The organism is Arthrobacter sp. NPDC058130 (assembly GCF_042884475.1).
In the GTDB taxonomy this organism is placed as follows: domain Bacteria; phylum Actinomycetota; class Actinomycetes; order Actinomycetales; family Micrococcaceae; genus Arthrobacter.
This window is the reverse complement of the sequence record NZ_JBHVTV010000014.1, coordinates 1-20,904: the sequence shown is the minus strand read 5'-3', so window position 1 is coordinate 20,904 and position 20,904 is coordinate 1. Positions and strand designations below refer to the sequence as shown.

Below are 20,904 nucleotides of genomic sequence, written 5' to 3'. Positions count from 1 at the left end.
GGCAAAAAACGCCACTGGCAGCCGGGGTCCGCCCGGCTGCCAGTGGCGTTAATCCGTGCTGAACGCAGCGTGAGGCTAGGGCAGCAGGGACTCCTTGATGACGTTTCCGCCGTCCGTCACGGCGTAGCAGTCGACCCGGCGGTCGCCCTTCCCCCAGCTGTTGGAGCTCGGGTAGGCCAGTTTGTAGCTCAGGTCGTAGCTGCCGGCCTTGTCCGTCAGTGGCGCGGCCTTGCAGATACCGCGCGCCTTTTGCTTGAGCGCCTCGCGGCCGGGGTACGAGTCATCTGCCCCGTACTTTTCTACCGCCACCAGCTGCGCCGAGTGGCCCGTGGCGCAGTCCACAACGGTGGACTGCTGCGCATCCGGATCGAAGTCCTTGAAGCAGTCACGCAGCTGGAAATCCAGGGGGTTGACGCCTTCCAGCGGCAAGGATCCGCGGCTGGCCGGGGCGGACTCAGCCGAAGCCGTCGGGGCCGGGGCCGGGCCGTCCGAGGAAAGCTGGCCGCTGCCGGCAAATGAGGCCACAGCCCACCAGAGCAGGAGGCCGAGCGCAACAAGAACGGCCGCGGCCACGCCGAGCCGCCGTGGCCCCTGCCTGCGGATCCGGCGGGCCACGCGCCGCGTACGCCATGAGAGCGCGGCAACAATACGGTCGAAGGTGACGCCCGCGGGTTTCGCAGCCGGTGCCGCTGGACGGTTCGTGGCCCTCGCCGGTTCGGCCGTGATGACGGGCAGGGCGGACGTCGGCGGCCTCGAAGGCGGCGGCGGGATGGACCCGGCGTCGTTCCTTGGATTCTCTTCAGTCACTGAGAAATTCACCACTTCCGTGCGTCTTTTGCCATGGCTGGAGGCCCGGCGTTGTGGCCCTTTTCTGGGCGCACATCACGAAACTCTATCGAAGATGCGCGGTACGGCGCATGTGCCGGCGGCCGCGGCCGCCGTTGCCGGAAACGCTACGCTGTCCACAAGGGGGTGGGGCCGGCGAGCAGTTGACGCCGAAAGCATGTAATCTAGGTGTACGACAAATTGACCAAACATTCCGGGGCCTCACCGATCGCCAAAGGTGACCACCTCCGGTCCAAGTACAAAAGGGGGTCACGCCATGGGGCGCGGCCGTCAAAAGGCAAAAGCTACCAAGCAGGCTCGGGACATCAAGTACTACTCCCCGAACACTGACTATTCGGCCCTTCAGCGCGAGCTCACGGGCCCGGGAAGTCGTGCCACGAGCCATTTCGCGGAAGACCCGGTCGAACCGGATTATTCAGCGTATGTGGATAAGTACGCGGACGATGTGGAAGACGACGACGACGAGGTAAATTCCCGTCGCATAGGTTAGTCGACGCTTCCGCCCGGCAGATTCTGTCGGGGGATCCTTCCGGCACTGCGGTGCCGGCCAAAGTTTTTCAGGCCGCCGGCCACACCTGAAACGGGTGTGCCCGGCGGCCTTTTTGTCCCCGGATTCCAGCACGCCGTTTCTCGTACGCCCTTTCCGGCACGCCATTTCCTGTCCCTCTTCCAGTCCCGGTTTTCGAGGCGCAGTTGTCACCGCCGGGGCCCCGGGCTAGGTTATTCGTGCCGGAATTTCCCGGACGCCGCCCAGTTGCCCGGAAGGACTGCCATGACCACGCGCACAGGATTCGCCGAGGGTGAGCTCTGCTGGACAGACCTCCAGACCAAGGACGTGGAGGCGGCGAAGGCCTTCTACACAGCGGTGTTTGGCTGGCGGTACGAGGACCTGCCCACCCCGGACGGACGCAGCTACGCGCAAGCCTTCCTCGGCGACGCACTGGTGACAGTGCTCGCGCCGCAGAACCCCCGGCAGGAAGCCGCGGGTGAGCCGGGTAAATGGAACGTGTATTTCGCGGTCGACGACGCCGGGCACCTCGCCGCCGAACTGGCCCATTCCACGGGGCGCCTTGAATTCGGCCCGGAGGCCATCGCCGACACCGGAGTCATGGTCTTCTTCGCCCCGCCCGGCGGCGGAACCACGGGCGCCTGGCAGGCGGGCAGCCACTTCGGAGCCGGCCGGAGCCAGGAGGCGGGAACCCTGGCCTGGGCGGAGCTGCTCACGCCCGAACCGCAGGCCGCTGTCGGGTTCTTCCAGCAGCTCTTCGGGCACGAGGTGACCGAATACCCCCAGGACGACGGCGGCACGTACACCACGCTCATGGTCGACGGCGCCGAAGTGGCCGGCATCGCGCGGGTCCCCGGCGATGCCCAGGACACCCTGGAACCGGGGTGGCAGGTCTACTTCGGCGTCACCGACGTCGCGGCAGCGGTGCAGGCCGCGGTGGCAGCCGGCGGCGTCGTACTGATTGAACCGGACGAGGTCGAGGAAGCCGGCACCATCGCCACACTGAAGGACCCGCAGGGCGGCGTGTTCAACCTGCTGGAGATCTAGCTGACGGAGGCCCAGCTCCTGGAGGCACAGCTACTGGAGGCCCAGCTACTGGAGGCGCTGGCCGCGGCCTAAGCACATGGAGTGACGGGTTCCGCTCAGTCCTTCTCGTGGCAGAGGTCCAGCAAAGGAATCAGGACATCAGGGTCGCCGGCCCGCGCCGCGGCCAGGATCTTCCGGTGCGCATCGGCTACGCGGGCCAGCTTGGCATCGTCCAGCGGATATGAGCGGCTGATCAGGCGCTGGACCGGGTTGTCCCAGACGGACTCGAGCGTGGTCAGCAGGAACTTATTCGGGCACGGAGCCGCCAGGCTCAGGTGGAACCCCCGTGTTGCCGTGAAGAGCGCCTCCGCATCAACGCTGGCGGAACCCTCGGCGATCAGCAGCTCCAGCCGGGCCAGCTCCAGAGGCGTGTACTTGGCGCCGCACTGCCGGATGGCCATGATCTCCAGTGCTTTGCGGACTTCATAGACCTCGGCAACGTTCGACGGCGTCAACGTCGTCGCGAAGTACCCGGCGCCGGGCACCAGGGTCGCCAGGCCTTCGTGGACCAGCCGGTTCAGCGCGTCGCGGATCGGCGTGCGGGAAACCCCGTATTCGTCCGCAAGCTGCTCCTGGACCAGCGGAGCGCCCGGCTCAACCACGCCGTTGACGATCTCATCACTGATCCGGTCGTAGACCTGCTCGCTCAACGGCCGCATCTTCTTGGCAACTTGCGCAGCCATCCGCCTCATCCCCTTCTGATCCCAAGAATTCATCAAGTCTACGTGCTTTACATCACAGTATTCACTGTATACAGTGAATCCAATCTTGCCCAGCCTAGCTGAAAGTCAGCCCATGCCCCTGCATATTCCCCGAATCCCCGGTGTCGATTTCCTTGCCACAGGCAGGCAGCTCGGCTATCTGGAGATCGAACATTCGGACAACGCCCACGACGCCGCCGTCATCCCGTCCCCCATCGCCGTGCTGAGCGGCGGGGCCGGGCCAACAGCGCTTCTGATCGCCGGCACGCACGGCGACGAGTACGAAGGCCAGATCCTCCTGCAGGAGCTCATTCGCTCCATCGACCCGGCGGAAGTCAGCGGGCGCCTGATCGTCCTGCCGGCGTTGAATATCGCCGCCGTCAGGGAAGGCCGCCGCGTTGCCAGTGTGGACGGAGTGAACCTCAACAGGTCCCTTCCGGGCAACGCCGCCGGGGGCCCTGCGCAGCAGATAGCCTCCATCGTGGCCGAGGACCTCATCCCGCTGGCGGATTTCGTCATGGACATCCACTCCGGCGGCATCGCCTCGGAATACGTGCCCTCAGCCTTCGTCTACCACGGACCCACACCGGAACTCTGGGCCCAAAAGACCGCGGCCGTGGCTGCCTTCAACGTGCCGTATTCCGTGGTTGTGCAGCCCATGCTTAAATCCGGTTCCATCAGCGGCGCGGCCGACCGGGCCGGGGTGCCCATGATCTCCACCGAACTGGGCGGCAGGGGCACGGTTTCAGTACAGATTCTGGAGCGGGCACGGAAGGGACTCCGGGCGCTCCTGGGCCATTGGGGGCTTCTCCAGGAAGCCCCGCCCACGGAACGATCGCCGGAATGGTCCGCCGTCGAATCCGCGGTCCAGTGGGTGGAGCTCACGCCGCAGTCCCCGGTGAACTCCACCATGGCCGGGCTCTTCGAACCCACGGTTGAGCTGGGGCAAAGAGTCGCGGCGGGGGCCCTCGTGGCCAGGGTTCATTCAGTGGAGGAACTCGACCGCCCGCCCAAGGAATTCTTCGCACCCATCGACGGGGTGGTTGCCATCGTCCGGCATCCGGCCCCCGTCAACGTCGGAACAACCCTGGTCAACATCGCCGTTGACCACGGAACTACCCACCCGAAAGGCAACTATGTCACAGCCTAATTTCATGACTACCGGCACTTTGCTGCTCGCCGCCCTTATCGGGCTCAGCGGCTGCACCAACGCCTCCCTCGAGGCCGGAGGCGCAACCGCCGCCCAGTCTCTGCCCGGCCAGGGCGGTGCCATAGCCGCCGCGCCGCTCAACCAGGCGGCAGCGGACCTGTTGCCCGCGGAGGTCAGGTCCAAGGGAACGCTGCTGGTGGGGACGGACCCCACGTTCCCGCCCTACGAGTTCTACGCAGAGGACAACAAGACAGTGACGGGATGGGACGCAGACTTCGCCACGGCACTCGGCCAGACGCTTGGCCTGGAGGTCAGAATGGTCCCGGCCACCTTTGACACCATCCTCCCCGGCGTCGGATCGCATAAGTACGACGTCGGGATCTCCGGATTCAATGTCACCGCCGAACGCAAGAAGAACGCCGACTTCGCCACCTACATGAACAGCGGCTCGGGCCTGGCCGTCAAGCAGGGGAACCCGAAGAATCTCGCCCTCGATGCCATGAAGCTGTGCGGCTTCAAGATCGGCGGCGAAAAGGGAACGTCCCAGGGCATCGAAACCTTGCCGGACTTCTCTAAGCAATGCACGGACGCGGGGCAGGCGCCGATCGACATCCAGCTCTTCCCCTCCCAGCACGAGGCCAACCTTGCCCTCACGTCTGGCCGCGTGGACGGCGTTTTGTCCGGAGACATCGGCATGGCCTACGCCAGCAAACTGTCCGGAGGCGCTTTCGAGCTCGCCCCCGGTACCGGGTGGGAGCCCACGGCCGTGGGCGTCGCCATGCCGAAGGGCTCGCCGCTGACCAAGGCCGTCGTGGCGGCTGTCAAGGCGCTCGTGGCCGGCGGCACCTACACGTCAATCAACGCCAAGTACGGCATCCCCGATTCCGTGAAGGTCAGCGCGGACCAGGTCGACGCGGGAGCCACGCAATGAGCGGGACCATGAGCCTCTCGAAGACCGCCGGCACCAGGGGAGAGTACAGCGTGGTGACGGCCCGGCACCCGTGGCGCTGGGTCGCCGCAGCCGCGGTCACCGCCGCCGTCGTTCTCGTCCTTATTTCGGCCGTGACGAACCCGCGCTTTGGCTGGGACAAGGTGGCCCTGTACTTCCGGGACACGACGATCGTCAACGGCATTGGCATCACGCTGATGCTGACCGTCGTCTGCATGGCCGCCGGCGTCGGACTGGGCGTCATTCTCGCCGTGATGCAGCTTTCCGCCAACCCAGTGGTCAAGGCCTCGGCCGGCATGTACGTGACGGTTTTCCGCGGCACCCCGGTGCTGGTCCAGCTGCTGTTCTGGTTCAATCTCTCGGCGCTGTACCCGGAGATCACGTTTGGCATCCCGGGTGTCAGCCTCGATGCCAACCAGCTCATCACGCCCCTGGCCGCGGCCATCCTGGGCCTGGGCCTCAACGAGGCGGCCTATATGTCGGAGATTGTCCGGGCTGGCATCCAGTCCATCGACCAGGGCCAGGGCGAGGCCGCCGGCGCCCTGGGCATGTCCCGACTGCAGACCCTGTTCCGGGTGATCCTGCCGCAGGCCATGCGGGTGATTATCCCGCCCACCGGCAACGAGTTCATCGGCATGCTGAAGATGACTTCGCTGGTCAGCGTTATCGCCGTCCCGGAGCTGCTCTATTCGGCCCAGATCATCTACTCCAAGAACCTCCAGGTGGTGCCACTGCTGCTCGTGGCCAGCATCTGGTACATCATCCTCACCACCGTGTTCAGCGTGGGACAGGGGTATCTGGAGCGGCGGTTCTCCCGCGGCACCTCCCGGTCCGTGCCGCCGTCGGCCGCCGAACGCCTGCGGAGTTTCTTCAGGGTCCACTCCCCGCAAGCCTCAGGAAGGGGCAGCCAATCATGACCACCGAGGTAGCAGAGCCAAGGCCGCTGGTGCGGGCCGAGGGCGTCCGCAAGAGCTTTGGCCCCAACGAGGTGCTCAAGGGCATCGATCTTGAAATCCGGCGCGGCGAGGTGGTCTGCATCATCGGCGCCTCCGGATCGGGAAAGAGCACCTTCCTGCGGTGCGTGAACCATCTGGAAAAGATCGACGGCGGCCTGCTACGGGTGGAGGACCGCGTGGTGGGCTACCGGCTGAAGGGCCAGAAGCTGCACGAACAGTCCTACAACGAGATCTGCGCCGACCGGACCGACATTGGCATGGTCTTCCAGCACTTCAACCTGTTCCCGCACATGACTGTGCTGGAAAACCTCATGGAGGCCCCGCTGAGGGTGCTCAAACAGCGCAAGGACGAGGTCCGGCGTCGGGCACTCGGGCTCCTGGACAAGGTGGGACTGGCGGAGAAGGCCCAGGCCTACCCGCGCCATCTCTCGGGCGGCCAGCAGCAGCGAGTGGCGATCGCCCGGGCGCTCTGCATGGAACCGAAACTGATGCTCTTTGACGAGCCCACCTCCGCCCTGGACCCGGAACTCGTCGGTGAAGTCCTCCGGGTCATGCAGGACCTTGCCCGGAGCGGAATGACCATGATCGTTGTCACCCATGAAATGGGGTTCGCCCGGGACGTGGCTGACCGTGTGGTGTTCATGCACGGCGGCCGGATCCTTGAGGAAGGCCCCGCCGAAGCGGTCATCAACCATCCGCAGCACGAACGGACGCGCGCCTTCCTGTCTGCGGTGCTCTAGCCCTTAACCATCGAGTGCTCCCCAACCGCCCTTATGATGCTGCTAAAGGGCGGTTTCGGAGCACTCGATGCGGTTAAGGGCCTTTAGGCGTAGGCGTTGACCAGCCGAACGGCGCCGCCGTCGACTCCCTTGGCGCCCTGGACGTAGTCCGGTCCGGTCTTGACGATGGAATCCGAGTTCTGCTCGACCGTGCCCATGATCCAGGACGGCAGGCCGCGGTCGTTGAGCCGGGTCACGGCGGCGTCGGCCGCTTCCGGCGACACGATGGCGACCATGCCGACGCCCAGGTTCAGGGTGCGCTCGAGATCGGCCAGCGGGACGTTGCCGAGCTCGGAAACCAGCTTGAAGATGGCCGGGAGTTCCCAGGTGGCGCGGTCGACGGTGGCCAGCAGGCCCTGCGGGAGGACCCGGGCCAGGTTCGCGGCGAGGCCGCCGCCGGTCACGTGGCTGAAGCCGTGGACTGCCTTGCCGGCCGCGGAGCCGTTGACGGGGAACGTGCGGGCCAGGTCCAGGCAGTCCGCGGCGTAGACCCGGGTGGGCTCGAGGAGTTCCTCGCCCAGGGTGCGGCCGAGTTCGGAGACCTGGCGGTCCAGGGCCCAGCCGGCGTGGTTGATGACGCGGCGGACCAGGGAGTAGCCGTTGGAGTGAAGGCCGGAGGAGGCCATGCCGATGACCACGTCGCCGGCGCGGACACGGTCCGGGCCGAGCAGCGCGTCGGCCTCGACCACGCCGGTGGCGGCACCGGCGACGTCGTACTCGTGTTCACCGAGCAGGCCGGGGTGTTCGGCGGTCTCGCCGCCCACCAGGGCGGTGCCGGCAACCGAGCAGGCGGCCGCGATTCCGCGGACAATGTCCGCGATGCGCTCCGGGACCACCTTGCCGCAGGCGATGTAGTCGGTCATGTAGAGCGGCTCGGCGCCCACCACGACGATGTCGTCCACCACCATGCCGACGAGGTCGTAGCCGATGGTGTCGTGGATGTCCATGGCCTGGGCGATGGCCACCTTGGTGCCGACGCCGTCGGTGGACGTGGCCAGCAGCGGGCGCTTGTAGGTGAGCAGCCGGGAGACGTCGTAGAGGCCGGCGAACCCGCCGACGCCGCCGATCACCGAGGCGTTGTGGGTCGCCTTGACGGCGCCCTTCATGAGTTCGACGGCGCGGTCTCCCGCTTCGACGTCGACGCCGGCGGAGGCGTAGGTGATGCCGGCGTTCTGGGCGGCGTTCATGTCAGCGGCCGGGGAGGCGGAAGTCATACTGGCTCTTTCTTGTCGGCTGAGGTGACGCGGTCGGCATCGGTGAGCAGTTCTTCGAATTCGGAGTCCGGCCCCGGATCGCAGCCGGTGGCGCCGGCCTTCTCGGCCGGGTCGTCGGAGATCGAGGTGCCGGGTTCGGGGTCGGCCGCTGCGCCCGGAGTGGAGTCCGGCGCCGTGCCGACAGCGGCACCCGCGGGGGCGGACGGCAGGCCGCCGAGGTCCGTGCGCTCGAGCAGGTTCTTGCCGAGCTTGTCCGCGCCGGGCAGCTCGATCGGGTACTTGCCGGTGAAGCAGGCGGTGCAGAGCCGTTCGCGCGGCTGCCGGGTGGCCTCGATCATGCCGTCCTCGGAGATGTAGGCGAGCGAGTCGGCGCCGATGGCCTGGGTGATTTCATCGATGGTGGCGCCGTTGGCGATCAGTTCCGCGCGGGAGGCGAAGTCGATGCCGTAGAAGCAGGGCCATTTGACCGGCGGGGAGGAAATCTTGATGTGGACGCTGGCGGCGCCCGCTTCCCGGAGCATCCGCACGATGGCGCGTTGGGTGTTGCCGCGGACGATCGAGTCGTCAACCACCACGACGCGCTTGCCGCGGATCACGGATTCCAGGGCATTGAGCTTGAGCCGGATGCCGAGCTGGCGCAGGGTCTGCGAAGGCTGGATGAACGTGCGGCCCACGTAGGAATTCTTGACGAAGCCGTGCGCGAAGGGGATGCCGGATTCCTCGGCGTAGCCCACGGCCGCGGGGGTGCCCGATTCCGGCACCGGGATGACGATGTCCGCTTCCTGGGTGTTTTCGCGGGCCAGCTGGCGGCCCATCTCCACGCGGGATTCGTACACCGAACGGCCCGCGATGGCGGCGTCCGGGCGGGCGAGGTACACGTATTCGAAAACGCAGCCGGCCGGGGTCGACTCGGCGAAGCGCTGGGAGCGGACGCCGTCCTCGTCGATCGCGATGAACTCGCCGGGCTCGATTTCGCGGATGAAGCTGGCGCCGACGGTGGCGAGGGCGGACTGCTCGGAGGCAACCACCCAGCCGCGCTCCAGCCGGCCGAGGCACAGCGGACGGATCCCGTAGGTGTCCCGGGCCGCGTAGAGGGTGCCCTCATCCATGAAGACGAAGCAGAAGCCGCCCTTGATCTTGGGCAGCAGCTCCATGGCGGTCTCTTCGAGGGACTTGCCCTCTTCGCCCTCCAGGAGCGCCGTGACCAGTGCCGTGTCCGAGGTGTTGCCCTGCTTCATTTCGCCGCTGAGCTGGCCGCCGTTGCGGTCCTCGATCATCGCCTTGAGCTCGGCGGTGTTGGTCAGGTTGCCGTTGTGGGCCAGCGCCACGGTGCCCGTGGCGGTCGCGCCCAGGGTGGGCTGGGCGTTGGCCCAGTGGCTGGCGCCGGTAGTTGAATAGCGGCAGTGGCCGACGGCCAGGTGCCCGGTCAGGGTGTTCAGCGTGGTCTCGTCGAAGACCTGGGAAACGAGGCCCATGTCCTTGTAGACGTTGATCCGCTTGCCGTCGCTGGTTGCTATGCCAGCCGACTCCTGACCGCGGTGCTGCAATGCATACAGCCCGTAGTAGGTAAGTTTTGCTACTTCTTCACCGGGTGCCCAGACCCCGAAGACGCCGCATGCGTCCTGAGGGCCTTTTTCGCCTGGGAGAAGATCATGAGAAAGTTTTCCATCGCCGCGTGCCACTGGTCGATTATCTCACGATGTGCGCTAAGACTTTTCCGGCGGCCGTTTTATGACCTGCCGCCCGGCTCAGGTGCAGCTCAGGCGGGCCTTAGGCGGGGCTTAGGCGGAGTGCAGGCGGCCGCTCAGGCGCCGTTTTCGTCGTCGTCGGCGTCAGGTGCGGACTCGACGACGGCGTGCTCGGCGCGGCGGACGCTCAGCCGGTCCAGCACCAGGGCCGCCGCGGCACCCAGGATGACGCCGCCGGCAGCGCACAGGACCATGAAGAAGCCGAAGACGGAGCCGCGGTCGTAGCTGGCGTCACCGGGCAGGGCGTAGGCGATGATGGCGGCCACGGCCACGCCCACGAGCCCGCCCAGGATCAGGAAGGGCACAAATTTCGGCGCCCGGCGCACGGTGACCTCGCGGCGCTCCGGAACGCCGCCCGGGGCAGACTCCCGCTCTGGGTCGGAGCCTGCGGTGCCGGGGGTTTCGTGGGAAGACATGCCGTTAAGCCTACTGCCCTCGGACTCGTTCATTGCCGGGGACCGGTTCCCGGAGCAGACTAGGGGATGGGGGAGGGCTAGGTACAGACGAGCTAAGGAACCGCCATGTTAGCCTCAGCCGATCGCGTTCGTGACCAGCAGCGCATGATCTGGAACGAGTTCTCGGCGGGCTGGCACAAATGGGACGCTGAACTGCTCGGCTGGCAGGCTCCGTTCGGGGAAGCTTTGCTCGAGGAGTTGCGGCTGCGCTCCAACTCCTGGGTTCTGGATGTCGCCGCCGGGTCGGGGGAACCTGGGCTCAATGTCGCCGGGCAAGTGCCGGAGGGCAGGGTGGTCCTGACCGACATCTCGGCGGGAATGCTCCGCGTAGCCGAAGAGAAGGCCTTGGCCCGGGGCCTGACAAACGTGGACTTTGAGGTTTGCGACGCTGCCGCTATGCCCTTCGGGGACAGCAGGTTCGACGCCGTGTACTGCTGCTTTGGCTTGATGTTCTTTCCCGTGATGTCCGCGGCTATGGCAGAGATGGTGCGCACCGCCAAGCCGGGCGCCCGCGTTGGGGCCGTTGTCTGGGGGCGCGCCGCCGCAAACCCGTGGGCCAGCCTGATCCTGGGCACGATTGCCCGGCACCGCGAACTGCCCATTCCGCCCGCAGGGACTCCCGGGCTGTTCCGCTGCGCACCCACCGGGTTCATGACCCGCATGTTCAAGGATGCGGGCCTCGCGGACGTGACCGAGCGCCAGGTCAGCACCGAGCTGGTGCACGAATCCCCCGAGAGCTACTGGGAGTTCATGACCGACATCGCGACCACCGTGGCGATGGGGCTGGCCAAGGCGGACGAGCAGTCGCGGGCCCTGATCCGCCAGGACGTGTTTGCGCTGCTGGGCCGCTATGAGCACGACGGCGCGATTCGGCTCCGGTCGACCGCCACCGTGGTGGCCGGGACCAAGGGGTAACTAGGCGGGTTTTCGCGGCGTTTTCGGACCGGGGCGTGGCTTTTGGACGGATGCACCCCGGATCCTCCGGGCCTGTGTCCGATTCCGTGGCGCCTTCCCGGAAGCGGGGCAGGATCAGCGCCGGCAGGACGGGAGCTGCTGCCGGGGAACGCCGGCCGCCGCCAGAAATGAGCCAAATGTTCCGGGACTGGACAGCTCCGACCAAGTCCATCGGATCACGCGTCGGCCCGTGGCGCGAATCCTGTCCTCCCGGCGTTTCTCGTCGGTGAGGGCCTCTGCTGGCGTCCGGCCTTGGAGATACTCCGGCTTGCGGTATTTGGCGAGGCCGTCGAACTCTCCGCAAAGATGCTCATCGGGCCAGTCAAAGTCTGTGAATGCCACGAACCCCCGGGCATCGCGGATTTCGATCTGAAGGAGGGGGAGCCGGAAACGGAGCCGGTGCATCAGGGCACGGCTCACGGATTCTCCTGGGGAACCGGACGCAGGATCCGCGAACTTCAGGGCGGCCCGGATTCGCCGGGCCGCGGCTCCCGTGTAGTTGCCATCGATGCCTGCGTAGAGTTCCTCGCGGCTGAGCGGTGCCAAGTTGTCAGGCTGAGGCCGGAGGACGTGGTCCAATACCGTGACGCCTTGCTCGAACGATTCGAAGGCTGCCAAGTCCAAGGCCGTCCGGACACGGTCCGTGACCAGGAGTCCGTGCCGTTCCTCGATTCGCACCGAGTCCAAATCGACGAAATGCCGCCGGACTCCTGCGCGCGAGCGTCCGCCGCCGTCGTCGGTAGTGCATGCATGCACCACATGGCGGTGGCCCAGCAGTGGCATGCCCCACAGCGCAGCGGAGGATTGGCGGCAGAAGACAGTGCGGCTGCGCAGCGTGGACGCCGCTGCCCGGATGAGGACTGGATATCTGTCCCATGGCGTCAGCGCTTCCCACTCTTGGGCCCGGACGTAGACGCCCTGCCTGATGCGCCGGAGCTGCCCGGACTTCGCCTGTCGCGCAAGGCCCCGCGCGTCTTGGCCGAGTTGTGCGAGATCGCTGCTGAGAATCAGTGGGGGTGTTTCCATGCCCCGATCGTGGTCCGTGCCGCCCGGCTGGACAACGACCGGCAAAGCGGAAGTGGAAAACTTTTCCGCTGCAGTTCCGGGCAGGCGCGTGGGCATCGGACTGGCGCGCCGCGGATCCCCGCAGCAGGTGTCCCATTCCGCAGCGGTGCTCCGAAACCACAGCGAAAACCAGGGCGGCTAGACGCCCAGCTCTTCCTTCAGCGCCGCGACGTGGCCCTGCGCCTTGACCTGGTACCGCGCAAGCGTCACCTTGCCCTCGGGGTCCAGCACCACGGTAGAGCGGACAATGCCCTCCGTGACCTCGCCCTGGATCAGCTTCTCGCCCCACGCACCATAGGCGAGGGCCACGGCGTGGTCCTCGTCGGCCAGGAGCGGGAAGGTCAGGGCGAAGTCGCCGGTGAAGTGGGCCAGGGCCTCGGGGGCGTCCGGGGAGATGCCCAGGACTTCGTAGCCGGAGCCCTGCAGGGAGGCGAGGTTGTCGCGGAAGTCGCAGGCCTCGGTGGTGCAGCCGGGGGTGGCGGCCTGCGGGTAGAAGTACACAATGACGTTCTTGCCGCGATAGTCGGCAAGGGAAACCGGCTTGCCTTCGGCGTCGGGCAGGGTGAAGTCCGGGGCCGGCGTGCCGGGCTGGAGCTTGACGGTCATGTTTGCGCTCATGATGATCCTTCGGGGGGAGTGGACAACGGGTCTGTGATGCACAACATCGTTGGCCGAGGCTGTATTCCGCCGCCTGAGCCTACCAAGCACCGGTCCCGGGGCAGTATTCGAAGGTCGCCTATGACAGCCTTTTCATAGCTCCGGCATAGCTGCCACCGCTAGCGTGGAGCCATCATGGAACAGCACACACCACGGCAGCGTCGATTCGGATCCCGGCGCGGTGCCGGCCGCAGTCCCCGCCGAATAGCAGCCCGGCCGCGGGTCCTGATGGGGGCGGTCTGTGCCGCAGTGCTCGCCGTCGCGCTGGCGGCCGGCTTCTTTTCGGCCGCCGGGGCACGGACCCTGACGGCGGCCGGAGGCCTGTCCGCGGCCAGCCCGGCAGCGGGCGGCGCCCCGGCGGCTCCCGGCGTCGAGGCTTCTGCGGACGCTTCAGCCGAGGTATCAGCCCCTGCATCTGACAAGGCGGCGGGCACGGCGGACGCGGCACTGGACGCGCGCATCCAGGCCATCCTGGATGCCAACAGCCAGTACCAGATCGGCGTGGCATTGATGGACGTGTCCTCCGGAGCGGACCCCGCGGAAGTCCATGAATACGGGGTCCGGGAGGACTTCGTGGCGGCCAGCACTGCCAAGGTCCTGGCCGCCGCAGCCTACTACCACCTGGTCGAAACCGGCGCCGCCAGCGTCGATGACCCGTTGGGGGCCTACACGGCCAGGTTCCAGCTCCGCGAAATGATCCAGCAGAGCGACAACGACTCGTGGTCGCTCGTCATGGACGCGGTGGGCCACTCGGAACTGACCGACTACGCGGCGTCGCTCGGTGTGGATTACGACCCGGAAACCAACAGGCTGACCCCGGCTGCTATGGCCAGGATCCTGGCGGGGGTCTATTCCGGGACGCTCCTGGACGCCGCGGACACCGCCGAGCTGTTGTCCTACATGCAGGACACGAATTACGAAACGCTCATTCCCGCCGCGGTGCCGGACGGGATCACCGTCTTCCACAAGTACGGGCTCCTGAACGATGAACTGCACGACGCCGGCATCCTCACCCGGGACGGCACCGCCTGCGCCCTGGTCATCTACACCAAGGGCCAGGACCTGAGCGACGTCCCGGAACGCACCGAGGTGATTCATCAGCTGACGCAGGCGGTGGCGGGCGCCCTGTTCTAGCGGGGTTTTCGGATTTCCGCGGCGGATTCGGACCACCGCGGCCCGGATCTGCGGCGCCCTGTCCGAAAGCCGGGCAGAAATCGGAACGCGGCGCGGAAACGAACGGCGCAGAAACGAACACGGGCGGAAACCGAACACGCGCAGACCCGGAGTGCCGCGCCTAGATGCCGAGCTCGTCCCGCAGCGCCCGCACGTGGCCCTGCGGACTGACCTGGTACTGCGCCAAGACCACCGTGCCGTCGGGACCGACCACCACGGTGGACCGGACCGTGCCCTCGCGGACCTCGCCGTCCACCAGCTTCTCGCCCCAGGCCCCGCAGGCGAGGGCCACGGCGTGGTCCTCGTCGGAGAGCAGTGGGAAGGTCAGCGCATGCTCGGCGGCGAAGGCGGCCAGGGCCTCCAAGGGATCGGGGGAGATGCCCAGGACCTCGAAGCCCGCGCCCTGGAGGGCAGCGAGGCTGTCGCGGAAGTCGCAGGCCTCGGTGGTGCAGCCAGGGGTGGCGGCGCGCGGGTAGAAGTAGACAATGACGTTCTTGCCGCGGTAATCGGCCAGCGAAACCGGCTTGCCTTCGGCGTCGGGCAGCGTGAACGCGGGGGCGGGTGTGCCCGGTTGCAGCTTGGTGAGCAGCTTGTTGGTCAGTGCAGTTTGCATGCGGTTCCTTCGGTGGGGTCTGGATGGCAGGTACGGTCTGGTGGCTGGTACGGCGTCAGATGCTGTATTCCGCCGGTCCGCGCACAGTTGCCATCGGACCCGGGATGAAGCGGTAGCCGCCACTGCGGACGGTGACGACGGCGTGCCGGCAGCCCTTGAGTTTGCGGCGCAACCGGCCGACGTACACGTCGATGGACCGGGTTGCCGCGCCAGGAGTGTCAAACGCGTCGAGGCACTGCTGCAGCTCCTGCCGGCTCACCGTGCGGGAGCAGTTCTGCACGAGGCATCTCAGGAGGGTGAATTCCAGCTCCGTCAGGGGCACCCGCTCGCCGTCGAGCCTGGCGTCCCCGGCCGCGAGGTCGACGGCGAGCCGGCTGATGCTGCCGGGGATAGGGTGCCTTGGCGGGCCAGGCGCCGGGCAAGCCCCGGCGCCCGCCCCGCCGTCGTCTTCGGGGGACCGGACGACGGCGGACGTTGCGGCTCCGGCGGCGGGCCTAAAGTGGACTTCCGCCTCCGGGGCACATCTGAGGGCGCGGCCGAGCACGAGTTCGGCCGCGCGGGCCAGGCAGGCCGGATCAAGGTCGGCGCCGTCCGGCACGGTGACCCAGACAGCCAGTCCCCTCGCGGTGAGGCCGGCCTGCCGTGCCTGTCCGGTGGGCCGTGCCTGTCCGTTGGCCCGCGCCTGCCCCTGCCGTGCCTGCCCGTTGGGCTGGGCCCGTCCGTGACCGGCGGGTGCGGTGCCGGCCACGGCCGACTGGCTCACACGCCGCCGCGGCGGATCAGCTTGCCGGTCGGAGTCCGGCCGTCGACCAGTGTGCCGCGGAGGTAGGTCTGCCGGACGACGCCGGAAAGCGCCTTGCCGTCGTACGGGGTGATGGGGTTCTTGTGCTTGAGCTTGGAGACATCCACCACGAACGCCTCGTCCGGGGCAAAGACGGCGAGGTCGGCGTCGTACCCCAGCGCCAACTGGCCCTTGTTGCCCAGGCGGGCGAGCTGGGCAGGCTTGGCCGCCATCCACGAGAGAACCTGCTCCAGCGCGATGCCGCGGTGCCGGGCCTCGGTCCAGATCAGCGACAGGCCCAGCTGCAGCGAGGAGACGCCGCCCCAGGCCACGGCGAAGTCACCGTTTTCCAGGTCCTTCAGGTCCAGCGTGGAGGGGGAGTGGTCCGAGACGATGCAGTCGATGGTGCCGTCCTGCAGGCCGGCCCACAGCAGTTCGCGGTTGGAGGCCTCGCGGATGGGCGGGCAGCACTTGTAGGCCGTGGCGCCGTCCGGGATTTCCTCGGCCGTCAGCGTCAGGTAGTGCGGGCACGTTTCCACGGTGAGGTGGACGCCGTCGCGCTTGGCGCTGGCGATCATGGGCAGCGCGTCGGAGGAGGACAAGTGCAGGATGTGGGCGCGGGCGCCGGTCCAGCGGGCTCGTTCGATGACCTCGGCGACGGCCTTGTTCTCGGCGCCGCGGGGGCGGGAGGCCAGGAACGTGGAGTAGTGGTCGCCGCCCGGGTGGGGAGCGTGGTCGATCGCGTGGGAGTCCTCGGCGTGGACGATCATGAGCGAGTCGAAGGACTTCAGCTCGGCCATGTCCTCTTCCATCTCGTCCGCTTCCAGGTGCGGGAACTCGTCCACGCCGGAGTGCAGCAGGAAGCATTTGAAGCCGAAGACGCCCTCGTCGTGCAGCGGCCGCAGTTCGTTTTTGTTGCCCGGGACGGCTCCGCCCCAGAAGCCGACGTCCACGAACGCCTGGTCCTCGGCCACCTCCCGCTTGAGTTTGAGGCCCTCCACCGTGGTGGTGGGCGGGATGGAGTTCAGCGGCATGTCGATGATGGTTGTGACGCCGCCGGCCGCGGCCGCCCGGGTGGCGGACGCGAAGCCCTCCCACTCGGTGCGGCCGGGCTCGTTGACGTGCACGTGGGTGTCCACGAGGCCCGGCAGGAGGGTTTCGTCGTCGGCGAGCTCGATCACTTCACGGCCGGAAAGGCCGTTGCCCAACGGCTCGATCGCGACAATCACCCCGCCGCGGATGCCGACTTCCCGCGCGGCAATGCCGGCTGTGGTCAGCACCCGCCGGCCGCGGAAGACGAGGTCATAGGTTTCTTCAGACACTGAGGGTCTCCTTTCCCGGAGCACTGTCCAGGGCGCGGGCGCCCTGCGCGGAGTACGCCACGTTGGTCAATTGCTCGCCAAGTTGCCGTCCGAGGCGCTCCAGGAGCGCAGCGGCCTCGGCTATACATGTGTCTACATTGCTTTCCAGCTCCGTCAAAGCGTGGACGGCGAGGAATCCGGAACTGCTGGTCTGCTCCGGGGTCAGGACGGACCGCCCGCAGACCGCAACCGCCGGGACCCCGGCGCGGCGGGCCGCCCGGGCAACGCCCACCGGGGTCTTCCCCAGCAGGCTCTGCTCGTCGAGGCTGCCTTCGCCGGTGATCACCAGGTCAGCGCCGGCCAGCCGCTCCGCCAGCCCGGTGAATTCAAGGACGACGTCGATGCCCGGACGGCGGGTTGCGGCCAGTACCGCGATCGCGGCGTAGCCCGCCCCGCCGGCCGCCCCGGCGCCCGGGGCCTCGGCGGCCTTGCGTGCGCGGGGCCCGATTTCGGCCGAGAGCACGTCCACAAAGTGGGCCAGGGCGGCGTCGAGGACACCGACGTCCTCCGGCGTGGCGCCCTTCTGCGGGCCGAAGATTGCCGCGGCGCCCTGGGCTCCGAGCAGCGGGTTGTCCACGTCGCTGGCGAGCACGAAGCGTGCGCCGTCCAGGCGGGCATCGAAGCCGGAGAAGTCGATCCAGTCCAGCCTGGCCAGGGCCGCGCCGCCGGGAGGCAGCTCGTTGCCGTCGGCGTCGAGGAACTTGGCGCCGAGTCCCTGCAGGACCCCGGCGCCGCCGTCGGTGTTGGCGCTGCCGCCGACGCCCAGGATGATCTGCCGGCACCCGGCGTCGAGCGCTGCCCGGATCAGTTCCCCGGTGCCCAGGCTGGTGGCGCCTTTGGCGTCCTTGATGCCGTCCGGCAGGACGGCGAGTCCGGACGCGGCGGCCATCTCAATGACGGCCTCGCGTCCGCGGACCGCGAATTCTGCCCGGAGCGGCGCGCCGGTGGGGCCGCTGACGGTTGCGCTGCGGCGGGTGAAGCCGGAGCCGACGGCGGCATCGAGGGTGCCCTCGCCGCCGTCGGCCACGGGAATCCGCACTACCTCCAGGTTGCCGCCGCACGCCCGCTGCAGCCCCGCTTCCAGGTGCCGGGCAACGTCCGGGGCCGAGAGCGAGCCCTTGAACTTGTCCGGCGCTATGACGACGCGCATCTCAGGCCTGCAGGGCCAGGATGGCGGTGGGGGCGTCCTCGGCGGTCTCGGCCAGGGCCTCGAACTCGTTGACGGCGTTGATCTCGGTGCCCATGGAGATGTTGGTGATCTTTTCCAGGATCACTTCCAGCACGACGGGAACCTTGAACTCGCCCATGAGTGCCTTGGCCTTGTCGAACGCGGCAGGCAGGTCCTCCGGGGTTTCCACCCGGATGGCCTTGCAGCCCAGGCCCTCGGCCACCTTGATGTGGTCCACGCCGTAGCCGCTGGCGGTCGCCGAGAGCTCAGTGGAGTTGATGTTCTCGAACGCCAGGGACACGTTCTGTTCCATGTTGAAGCCGCGCTGGGACTGGCGGATCAGGCCGAGGTAGGAGTTGTTGACCACCACGTGGATGTACGGCAGGTTGAACTGTGCGCCCACGGCCAGTTCCTCGATCATGAACTGGAAGTCGTAGTCACCGGACAGGGCAACCACGGTCTCATCCGGCTTGCCGCGGACCACGCCGAGCGCGGCGGGGGCGGTCCAGCCCAGCGGGCCGGCCTGTCCGGCGTTGATCCACTTGCGCGGGCCGAACACATGCAGCATCTGGGCGCCGGCGATCTGCGACAGTCCGATGGTGGACACGTAGGTGGTGTCGCGTCCAAATGAACGGTTCATTTCCTCGTACACGCGCTGCGGCTTGATCGGCACGTTGTCGAAGTGGGTCTTGCGGTGCAGTGTGGCCTTGCGCCCGGAACATTCGTCAACCCAGGCGGTGTAGTCCGGCAGCGAGCCGGCGGCGCGGCGTTCCCGGGCCAGTTCCAGCAGGCCGTCCAGGGCGGCGCCGGCGTCGGAGGCGATGCCGAAGTCCGGGGAGAACACCCGGCCGATCTGGGTGGGTTCGATGTCGATGTGCACGAACGTGCGGCCGGCCGTGTAGGTGTCCAGGCCGCCGGTGTGGCGGTTGGCCCAGCGGTTACCGATGCCGATCACGGCGTCGCTGCGCAGGAAGTTCTCGTTGCCGTAGCGGTGGCTGGTCTGCAGGCCCACCATCCCGGCCATCAGGGTGTGGTCATCCGGGATGGCGCCCCAGCCCATCAGCGTGGGGATCACGGGGATGTTCAGCAGTTCGGCCAGTTCCACGAGCTGGCCGGAGGCGCCGGCGTTGATGATGCCGCCGCCGGCCACGATCAGCGGGCGCTCGCCGGCGGTGAGCATGTCCAGGGCCTTTTCCAGCTGCTTCCGGCTGGCCTTGGGCTTCTCCACGGGCAGGGGCTCGTAGGTGTCGATGTCGAATTCGATTTCGGCCATCTGCACGTCGATCGGCAGGTCCAGCAGTACGGGGCCGGGGCGGCCGGAGCGCATCAGCTGGAACGCCTTCTGGAAGGCGCCGGGAACCTGGCCCGGCTCCAGGATGGTCATGGCCATCTTGGTGACGGGCTTGGCGATGGACTCGATGTCCACGGCCTGGAAGTCCTCTTTGTGCAGCTTGGCAACGGGGGCCTGGCCGGTGATGCAGAGCATCGGGATGGAATCTGCCCATGCCGCGTACAGGCCGGTGATCATGTCCGTGCCGGCGGGGCCGGAGGTGCCGATGCAGATGCCGATGTTGCCGTCCTTGGCCCGGCTGTAGCCGTCAGCCATGTGGCTGGCGCCTTCAACGTGGCGGGCCAGGGTGTGGCGGATGCCGCCGTGGGCCCTCATGGCCGAGTAGAACGGGTTGATTGCGGCGCCCGGCAGGCCGAACGCCTCGGTGGCGCCCTCCTTCTCCAGGATGGCGACGGCTGCGTCTACAGTGCGCATCTTCGTCATGGTGTGCTCCTTGAAAGTCTGTTTTTGGGTGTGGTGGGGGAGCCGCCGTCGTTGATGTACGACGGCGGTTGCCCGGTTTTTGCTTGTTGTCCGGCCTGTCGCCGGGGATGTCTTGCGGCCTGGTTACTTGCGGCCGCTGAGCTGGAGGACCTGCTTGAAGAGTCCGGAGTGGTCCAGTCCGCCGTCGCCCTGGTTGACGGTGGCGGCGACGAGCTGCGCGACGACGGCGCCGAGGGGGACGGCGACGTTGGCCTCGCGGGCAGCGGCGGTGACGATGCCGAGGTCCTTGTGGTGCAGGGCCAGGCGGAAGCCGGGGTCGAAGTTGCGGTCCAGCATCTTCTGGCCCTTCTGGTCCAGGACCTTGGAGCCGGCCAGGCCGCCGCCGAGGACCTTCAGGGCGGCGTCCGTGTCCACGCCGTAAGCCTCGAGGAAGGCGATCGCCTCGCCGAGGACTTCAATGTTGACGGCCACGATCAGCTGGTTGGCTGCCTTGACGGTCTGGCCGGAGCCGGAGGGCCCCACGTGGACGATGGTCTTGCCGACGGCGTTCAGGACATCCTGGGCGGCCTCGAAGTCGGCGGCGTCGCCGCCCACCATGATGGAGAGCACGGCGTCGATGGCGCCCTGTTCGCCGCCGGAGACCGGGGCATCGAGGGGACGGATCCCGGCGGCCCGGGCGTCGTCGGCGAGGCGCTTGGCGACATCGGGGCGGATGCTGGAGGCATCGACCCACAGCGTGCCCTTGCGGGTATTGGCGAAGACGCCGTCCGCGCCGCTGACCACGGCTTCGACGTCGGGGGAGTCCGGAACCATGGTGATGACGACGTCGGCGTCCTTGACGGCCTCAGCGATGCTGCCGGCGCCGCGGCCACCTTCGGAGACGAGCTTGTCGATCTTGTCCTGGCTGCGGTTGAAGCCCGTGACCGTGTGGCCGGCCTTGACGAGGTTGATGGCCATGGGCAGGCC

General features: G+C 67.7%; 21 protein-coding genes. 8 read left to right on the top strand and 13 right to left on the bottom strand.

What is annotated here, in order from left to right:
• Positions 1 to 75: 75 nt before the first annotated feature.
• The gene (locus ACFVTM_RS19325; RefSeq protein ID WP_390205559.1) at positions 76 to 807 is read right to left on the bottom strand and encodes a septum formation family protein; all 732 of its coding nucleotides are present in this window, start codon (positions 805 to 807) and stop codon (positions 76 to 78) included.
• Positions 808 to 1,102: 295 nt separating this feature from the next.
• Between ACFVTM_RS19325 and ACFVTM_RS19320 the strand changes: the two genes are divergently transcribed.
• Positions 1,103 to 1,336 (top strand): DUF3073 domain-containing protein, encoded by a 234-nt coding sequence (locus ACFVTM_RS19320; protein WP_390205557.1) that lies wholly within the window; start codon positions 1,103 to 1,105, stop codon positions 1,334 to 1,336.
• Positions 1,337 to 1,618: 282 nt separating this feature from the next.
• The gene (locus tag ACFVTM_RS19315) at positions 1,619 to 2,401 is read left to right on the top strand and encodes a VOC family protein (protein ID WP_390205556.1); all 783 of its coding nucleotides are present in this window, start codon (positions 1,619 to 1,621) and stop codon (positions 2,399 to 2,401) included.
• Between the two features lie 95 nt (positions 2,402 to 2,496).
• On the opposite strand, the gene ACFVTM_RS19310 is transcribed toward ACFVTM_RS19315, so the two are convergent.
• Positions 2,497 to 3,123, bottom strand: coding sequence for a GntR family transcriptional regulator (locus ACFVTM_RS19310; protein WP_390205554.1), 627 nt, complete (start codon positions 3,121 to 3,123; stop codon positions 2,497 to 2,499).
• A 112-nt stretch (positions 3,124 to 3,235) separates the two neighbouring features.
• Here ACFVTM_RS19310 and ACFVTM_RS19305 point away from each other — a divergent pair, with 112 nt between their 5' ends.
• From ACFVTM_RS19305 to ACFVTM_RS19290, 4 genes are read left to right on the top strand one after another with little or no spacing between them, the layout of a single operon-like run.
• Positions 3,236 to 4,291 carry a succinylglutamate desuccinylase/aspartoacylase family protein gene (locus tag ACFVTM_RS19305; protein WP_390205552.1) on the top strand — a complete coding sequence of 352 codons (1,056 nt, stop codon included), beginning with the start codon at positions 3,236 to 3,238 and terminating at the stop codon, positions 4,289 to 4,291.
• Between the two features lie 4 nt (positions 4,292 to 4,295).
• Positions 4,296 to 5,222, top strand: coding sequence for an ABC transporter substrate-binding protein (locus ACFVTM_RS19300; protein ID WP_390205551.1), 927 nt, complete (start codon positions 4,296 to 4,298; stop codon positions 5,220 to 5,222).
• A gap of 8 nt (positions 5,223 to 5,230) precedes the next feature.
• The gene (locus ACFVTM_RS19295) at positions 5,231 to 6,157 is read left to right on the top strand and encodes an amino acid ABC transporter permease (protein WP_390205550.1); all 927 of its coding nucleotides are present in this window, start codon (positions 5,231 to 5,233) and stop codon (positions 6,155 to 6,157) included.
• On the top strand, positions 6,154 to 6,936 hold the full coding sequence (locus ACFVTM_RS19290) for an amino acid ABC transporter ATP-binding protein (RefSeq protein ID WP_390205548.1): 783 nt from the start codon (positions 6,154 to 6,156) through the stop codon (positions 6,934 to 6,936). Before ACFVTM_RS19295 ends, ACFVTM_RS19290 begins: the two co-directional genes overlap by 4 nt.
• 83 nt (positions 6,937 to 7,019) lie before the next feature.
• On the opposite strand, the gene purM is transcribed toward ACFVTM_RS19290, so the two are convergent.
• From purM to ACFVTM_RS19275, 3 genes are all read right to left on the bottom strand, one after another.
• On the bottom strand, positions 7,020 to 8,189 hold the full coding sequence (purM, locus tag ACFVTM_RS19285) for a phosphoribosylformylglycinamidine cyclo-ligase (protein WP_390205546.1): 1,170 nt from the start codon (positions 8,187 to 8,189) through the stop codon (positions 7,020 to 7,022).
• A complete protein-coding gene (purF, locus tag ACFVTM_RS19280) occupies positions 8,186 to 9,871 on the bottom strand; it encodes an amidophosphoribosyltransferase (RefSeq protein WP_390205544.1) in 1,686 nt (561 codons plus the stop codon). Before purF ends, purM begins: the two co-directional genes overlap by 4 nt.
• Positions 9,872 to 9,993: 122 nt before the next feature.
• The gene (locus tag ACFVTM_RS19275; RefSeq protein WP_390205543.1) at positions 9,994 to 10,353 is read right to left on the bottom strand and encodes a hypothetical protein; all 360 of its coding nucleotides are present in this window, start codon (positions 10,351 to 10,353) and stop codon (positions 9,994 to 9,996) included.
• 105 nt (positions 10,354 to 10,458) lie between these two features.
• Here ACFVTM_RS19275 and ACFVTM_RS19270 point away from each other — a divergent pair, with 105 nt between their 5' ends.
• On the top strand, positions 10,459 to 11,307 hold the full coding sequence (locus tag ACFVTM_RS19270; protein WP_390205542.1) for a class I SAM-dependent methyltransferase: 849 nt from the start codon (positions 10,459 to 10,461) through the stop codon (positions 11,305 to 11,307).
• Positions 11,308 to 11,421: 114 nt separating this feature from the next.
• On the opposite strand, the gene ACFVTM_RS19265 is transcribed toward ACFVTM_RS19270, so the two are convergent.
• Positions 11,422 to 12,372: a hypothetical protein gene (locus tag ACFVTM_RS19265; protein WP_390205541.1), complete on the bottom strand. Its 951-nt coding sequence runs from the start codon at positions 12,370 to 12,372 to the stop codon at positions 11,422 to 11,424.
• Positions 12,373 to 12,549: 177 nt separating this feature from the next.
• A complete protein-coding gene (gene bcp, locus ACFVTM_RS19260) occupies positions 12,550 to 13,029 on the bottom strand; it encodes a thioredoxin-dependent thiol peroxidase (protein WP_390205540.1) in 480 nt (159 codons plus the stop codon).
• 174 nt (positions 13,030 to 13,203) lie between these two features.
• Here bcp (ACFVTM_RS19260) and ACFVTM_RS19255 point away from each other — a divergent pair, with 174 nt between their 5' ends.
• The gene (locus tag ACFVTM_RS19255; protein WP_390205539.1) at positions 13,204 to 14,202 is read left to right on the top strand and encodes a serine hydrolase; all 999 of its coding nucleotides are present in this window, start codon (positions 13,204 to 13,206) and stop codon (positions 14,200 to 14,202) included.
• A 160-nt stretch (positions 14,203 to 14,362) separates the two neighbouring features.
• Here ACFVTM_RS19255 and bcp (ACFVTM_RS19250) read toward each other — a convergent pair whose 3' ends face one another.
• The 6 genes from bcp (ACFVTM_RS19250) to ACFVTM_RS19225 all read right to left on the bottom strand — a co-directional run.
• Positions 14,363 to 14,854, bottom strand: coding sequence for a thioredoxin-dependent thiol peroxidase (gene bcp, locus ACFVTM_RS19250; RefSeq protein WP_390205538.1), 492 nt, complete (start codon positions 14,852 to 14,854; stop codon positions 14,363 to 14,365).
• Between the two features lie 55 nt (positions 14,855 to 14,909).
• Positions 14,910 to 15,602 (bottom strand): winged helix-turn-helix domain-containing protein, encoded by a 693-nt coding sequence (locus tag ACFVTM_RS19245; RefSeq protein ID WP_390205536.1) that lies wholly within the window; start codon positions 15,600 to 15,602, stop codon positions 14,910 to 14,912.
• Between the two features lie 11 nt (positions 15,603 to 15,613).
• Positions 15,614 to 16,957, bottom strand: coding sequence for an allantoinase AllB (gene allB / locus ACFVTM_RS19240; RefSeq protein ID WP_390205535.1), 1,344 nt, complete (start codon positions 16,955 to 16,957; stop codon positions 15,614 to 15,616).
• Positions 16,950 to 18,146: a glycerate kinase gene (locus ACFVTM_RS19235; RefSeq protein ID WP_390205534.1), complete on the bottom strand. Its 1,197-nt coding sequence runs from the start codon at positions 18,144 to 18,146 to the stop codon at positions 16,950 to 16,952. Before ACFVTM_RS19235 ends, allB begins: the two co-directional genes overlap by 8 nt.
• A gap of 1 nt (position 18,147) precedes the next feature.
• Positions 18,148 to 19,938 carry a glyoxylate carboligase gene (gene gcl, locus ACFVTM_RS19230; RefSeq protein ID WP_390205532.1) on the bottom strand — a complete coding sequence of 597 codons (1,791 nt, stop codon included), beginning with the start codon at positions 19,936 to 19,938 and terminating at the stop codon, positions 18,148 to 18,150.
• 123 nt (positions 19,939 to 20,061) lie between these two features.
• Positions 20,062 to 20,904 (bottom strand): 2-hydroxy-3-oxopropionate reductase (locus ACFVTM_RS19225; protein WP_390205531.1); only part of this gene is annotated, 843 nt, incomplete at its 5' end.